The organism is Sphingosinicella sp. (assembly GCF_052388015.1).
Classification (GTDB): Bacteria; Pseudomonadota; Alphaproteobacteria; order Sphingomonadales; family Sphingomonadaceae; genus Allosphingosinicella.
Map to the genome: position 1 here is coordinate 1 of NZ_JBQTIN010000004.1, position 3,675 is coordinate 3,675.

General features: G+C 67.1%; 7 protein-coding genes. 2 read left to right on the forward strand and 5 right to left on the reverse strand.

Annotated features, from left to right (window positions below):
* The coding region (locus ACT4N3_RS00070) for a DUF1801 domain-containing protein (RefSeq protein WP_444853159.1) at nucleotides 1-351 on the forward strand (351 nt) is incomplete at its 5' end.
* A 4-nt stretch (nucleotides 352-355) separates the two neighbouring features.
* Here the strand turns inward: ACT4N3_RS00070 and ACT4N3_RS00075 are convergent.
* The 5 genes from ACT4N3_RS00075 to arr all read right to left on the reverse strand — a co-directional run bounded on the left by ACT4N3_RS00075 (nucleotide 356) and on the right by arr (nucleotide 2,985).
* The gene (locus tag ACT4N3_RS00075; protein ID WP_444853160.1) at nucleotides 356-736 is read right to left on the reverse strand and encodes a VOC family protein; all 381 of its coding nucleotides are present in this window, start codon (nucleotides 734-736) and stop codon (nucleotides 356-358) included.
* A 138-nt stretch (nucleotides 737-874) separates the two neighbouring features.
* Nucleotides 875-1,297, reverse strand: a complete 423-nt coding sequence (locus tag ACT4N3_RS00080; protein WP_444853161.1) for a nuclear transport factor 2 family protein — start codon at nucleotides 1,295-1,297, stop codon at nucleotides 875-877.
* 292 nt (nucleotides 1,298-1,589) lie between these two features.
* Complete coding sequence (locus ACT4N3_RS00085; RefSeq protein WP_444853162.1) at nucleotides 1,590-2,048, reverse strand: VOC family protein; 459 nt, start codon at nucleotides 2,046-2,048, stop codon at nucleotides 1,590-1,592.
* Nucleotides 2,048-2,560 carry a 2'-5' RNA ligase family protein gene (locus ACT4N3_RS00090; protein WP_444853163.1) on the reverse strand — a complete coding sequence of 171 codons (513 nt, stop codon included), beginning with the start codon at nucleotides 2,558-2,560 and terminating at the stop codon, nucleotides 2,048-2,050. Before ACT4N3_RS00090 ends, ACT4N3_RS00085 begins: the two co-directional genes overlap by 1 nt.
* A gap of 11 nt (nucleotides 2,561-2,571) precedes the next feature.
* Nucleotides 2,572-2,985, reverse strand: a complete 414-nt coding sequence (arr, locus tag ACT4N3_RS00095; RefSeq protein ID WP_444853164.1) for an NAD(+)--rifampin ADP-ribosyltransferase — start codon at nucleotides 2,983-2,985, stop codon at nucleotides 2,572-2,574.
* Nucleotides 2,986-3,386: 401 nt separating this feature from the next.
* Between arr and ACT4N3_RS00100 the strand changes: the two genes are divergently transcribed.
* Nucleotides 3,387-3,617, forward strand: coding sequence for a hypothetical protein (locus tag ACT4N3_RS00100; protein ID WP_444853165.1), 231 nt, complete (start codon nucleotides 3,387-3,389; stop codon nucleotides 3,615-3,617).
* Nucleotides 3,618-3,675: the final 58 nt, after the last annotated feature.

Sequence of the window (3,675 nt, forward strand, 5' to 3'; positions counted from 1 at the left end):
GACTGGCGGGGCGAGGCCCTGTCGAGGCTGCGGACGCTGATCCGGGCGGCGGACCCGGAGGTGACCGAGGGCGTGAAATGGCGCAAGGCGGCCAATCCGCTGGGCGTGCCGGTGTGGGAGCATGAAGGGATCATCTGCACCGGCGAGACCTACGGCGACAAGGTCAAGCTGACCTTCGCCCGTGGTGCGGCGCTGGACGATCCGACGGGCCTGTTCAACTCCAGCCTCGATGGCGGCACGCGCCGCGCGATCGATGTCCGCGAGGGCGAGGAGATCGACGGCGAGGCGCTGACGGCGCTGGTCCGCGAGGCGATCGCGCTGAACGGCTCGAAGCAGCCGAGGGGCGCCTGAGGCCTCAGAGATTCTGCGTCAGGCTGAGGCCGTTGCCGTCGGGATCGCTGAAGAAGGCGACCTTGCAGCCGCCGTCGGGCGAGGTCCAGATGCCGCGCGCGTCCTGGCCGAGGCCTTCATAGATGTTCATCTTGACACCCTTGCCGTCGAGCGCGGCGACGGCGGCGTCGATATCCGCGACCTCCCAGCCGAGCTGCGGCCAGGCCGACGCCTCGTAGGTCGGCACCTCGGTCAGGCGGAGCTGCATGCCGGCGAGATCGTAGACCGCGGCGAAATCGTCGCCGGGCAGGCGCGCGAGGCCGAGCGTCTCGCCGTAGAACGGCTCGGCCACCTTGCGGTCGCGGGTGGTGATCATGGCGATCGGGCGGGCGTCGGTCAGCGGCATGGCGGGTCTCCTGTGGGGTCGATGCCGGTGGAGCATGCGGCGCGCGGCGCGGCGCGTCCATCGCCCGAACGGGTGATTGGCCATCAGGGTGAGACGGCCACGCCTGTCCGGAGCGCCGGATCTCCAGCCGCCGCGCCCTCAGATCAACACCGCGGTCCGGGCGAAGCCGAGGCTGTCGAACATCTCGAAGAAGCGGATCGCCTTGCCGTTCTCGAACGTCCAGATGTCGACCTTGGGCGTGTCGATCTCCTGGCCGGTGCGGCGGTGGCGCCAGGAGCAGCGGCCGATCCAGACCAAAGTGTCGCCGTCGGCGACGATCTTTTCCTGCGGAAAATCGATCATCTCCCAATCGCGGAGGACGATGGCGAAATATTCCCGCGCTTGCCCACGCGACTTGCGATCGGCGGCGAGATCGTCGGGCAGCGCCGGCTCCAGCACCGATCGCATCTCGATCTCCTCGGCCATCAGATCGAGGAACAGATCGGAGCTCATGCCCTTCGTCTCGCGCCACTGGCGATAGGCGTCGGCGACCCGTTCGACGGGCAGATCCGGATCGAGCATCGGCACGTCCTCTCCGGGCGCGGAGGATAGCACAAAATGTGCGGCCCGGCGCGGGATTTGTTTCGGGAGAGATACGGGGCGCGGTGCTTCGCGCGCGGCGATAAAGCGCGCCTTTGGCGGGGAAAGGGGGTAGGGCCGCCGTCTCTCCAGCGCGAAGGAACGAGATGATGGCCAAGGGCCAGAAGAAATCGAACAGGGAAATCCGCAAGCCCAAGGCGGAAAAGCCGAAGACGAACGCCTCGAACCCCACGCAGAAGGGGCTGATCAGCGGCGCCAAGAGCTGAGGCTGGCGTCAACGGCTGAACTGCACCAGATCCCAGAGGTTGCCGTAAAGATCGCGGAAGACGGCGACCCGGCCATAATCGTAATCGGCGGGCGGCCGGACCCACTCGATCCCGGCGGCCGTGTAGGCGGCAAAATCGCGTTCGAAATCGTCGGTGGCGAGGAACAGGAAGACGCGCCCGCCCGCCTGATCGCCGACGAACTTCGCCTGCTCCGGCGTCGAGGCGCGGGCGAGGAGGATGGTGGTGGCGTGTTCGGGCGCGCCCGGCGGGCGGATCGTGACCCATCTTTTTCCCGTTGCCGCGATTTCCGAGTCGCCGGGGCTATCGGCCCGGCTCGAAATCGCTTTGGCGTCCTGCTCCGGCTGGTAGCTGTCCTCGGCCAGGGTGAAGCCGAGCTTGCCGACATAGAAAGCGATCGCTTCGTCATAGTCGCGGACGACCAAAGCGATATGAGCGAGATAGGGCATCAGGCCGGCCCGGCGGCGAGCGGCCAGCGGCCATGCTCGACATGCGTCGTCTTGCCGACGACGCTTTCGATCAGGAGGATTTCGTCCACCGTCCAGCCGATCTGCTCGATCTTGCGCGATCCCTGGCGGTCGTCGCGATAGGCGATGGTGAGGTGCGGCTCGGGCGTGGTGCCGAGCATCAGGGGCGCGCGATGCTCGAGCAGGTGGCGGACCAGGGCCGCCTGGAAGGCGCGGGCTTCGGGGAGCGGCGCGCGGGTGCGGAGCGTCACGGCCTTGCGCGCCTCGATCCGGTCGAAGGCGAGGGGGAAGGGAGCGGCCCGGAAGGCGTCGAGCGCGGCGATCGTGCGGGGCAGCCAGTCGGGCGGTGCAAAATGGAGATCGAACAGCTTCAGCAAGGTGACGTGGAGCAGCTCCGGCCCGCGCCTGGGATCGTTGCGCGGCAGAGCGGCGATCCGCGCCGCAACGTCGGGCGGCGGCTTGGCCATCACATAGAGCGGATTGCGGGCGCGCATGCTCGCGGGGCCTAATCGATGATCTTCATGTCGCCTTCGGCTTCCAGCCGGGCGAGGAAGTCCTTCATCTCCTTGAGGCGCTCGGGGGGATGGGGCTCCCAGCTCTCGACCTCGCCGACGATCCGCAAGGGTTCGCGGGAGCGGTAGGCGGCGGTGGGGTTGCCGGGGAATTTCTTGTCGGTGAGGTTGCGATCGTCCTCGAACGCTCCGGTGGGCTCGACGATGTAGATGCGCTCGCAATCGTCCGGGCCCTTGGCCAGCTCGCAGCCCCAGATGGCGGCGTCGAGCGTGCCGGAGAAGTAGATCCAGGACAGCTTCTGCGCCTGATAATTGGAGCCGAAGCCGGGCGCGAGCAGATCGCCGACGCTGAGGTCGGCGCGGGTGCCGTGGTAGAAGGGCGGGGCGGCGTCCTTGGCGTAGGTCATGGCTGGCGGGCATCCTTATCGTTCGGGCAAAGGTGACGAAAGTCACGGTACGTCGCCCGCAAAAACGTCACCTTCGCGCGGCGAATGGTCCCAATGTTCGCGGTAGCCATGGGGGTGGGGCCCGGGTCGTCCGCGACGAAGGCGGGAAGGAGCGGATCGCCGCCGGCGGGATCGGATGAGTCGTTCATCCGCCAGCTTAGGCCACAAAGAAGGCATTGTAGGAAAGCGCTTTGTTCCGATCATGGGCCAAGGGAGAGGGCCGAAAGAAAATGCCGTCCCTGATGCAGATCAGCACGCCCCCCCGAAATATCCGCTATGAAGGCTCCATCGCCAGATCCGAACGGCATGCTGGCGACCGAGAGACAAAGCGTCGCGCTCCCGTCGAAAACGAGGAGCGAGCCATGCCTTATTACCGTCTCTATCATCTCAACCGATCGAGCGGGCATATCCAGAGCGTCGAGGAATTTCACGCCGACGACGATGTCGAGGGCGTCGCCGAGGCGAAGTCGCGGCAAATCGAGCAGGCCGTCGAGCTCTGGCAGGAAACGCGCAAGGTCCACCGGATCGAGGCGGCGCCGGACGTGGCGGTGGCGGGGGCGCCGGTTGGGTTGAGGGAGGCGTTTTCGGGGTGAGAAGGGCGCGACGTTCAGCCGCTTCACCCGCGCAGCCGGCTTGCAAGTCGCGGACGGC

Coding starts and splice junctions, on each gene's coding strand:
- ACT4N3_RS00080 (WP_444853161.1), bottom strand. CDS start 1,297: ATGCTCGATCCGGATCTGCCCGTCGAACGGGTCGCCGACGCCTATCGC.
- arr (WP_444853164.1), bottom strand. CDS start 2,985: ATGACCTACGCCAAGGACGCCGCCCCGCCCTTCTACCACGGCACCCGC.
- ACT4N3_RS00100 (WP_444853165.1), top strand. CDS start 3,387: ATGCCTTATTACCGTCTCTATCATCTCAACCGATCGAGCGGGCATATC.
- ACT4N3_RS00075 (WP_444853160.1), bottom strand. CDS start 736: ATGCCGCTGACCGACGCCCGCCCGATCGCCATGATCACCACCCGCGAC.
- ACT4N3_RS00085 (WP_444853162.1), bottom strand. CDS start 2,048: ATGCCCTATCTCGCTCATATCGCTTTGGTCGTCCGCGACTATGACGAA.
- ACT4N3_RS00090 (WP_444853163.1), bottom strand. CDS start 2,560: ATGCGCGCCCGCAATCCGCTCTATGTGATGGCCAAGCCGCCGCCCGAC.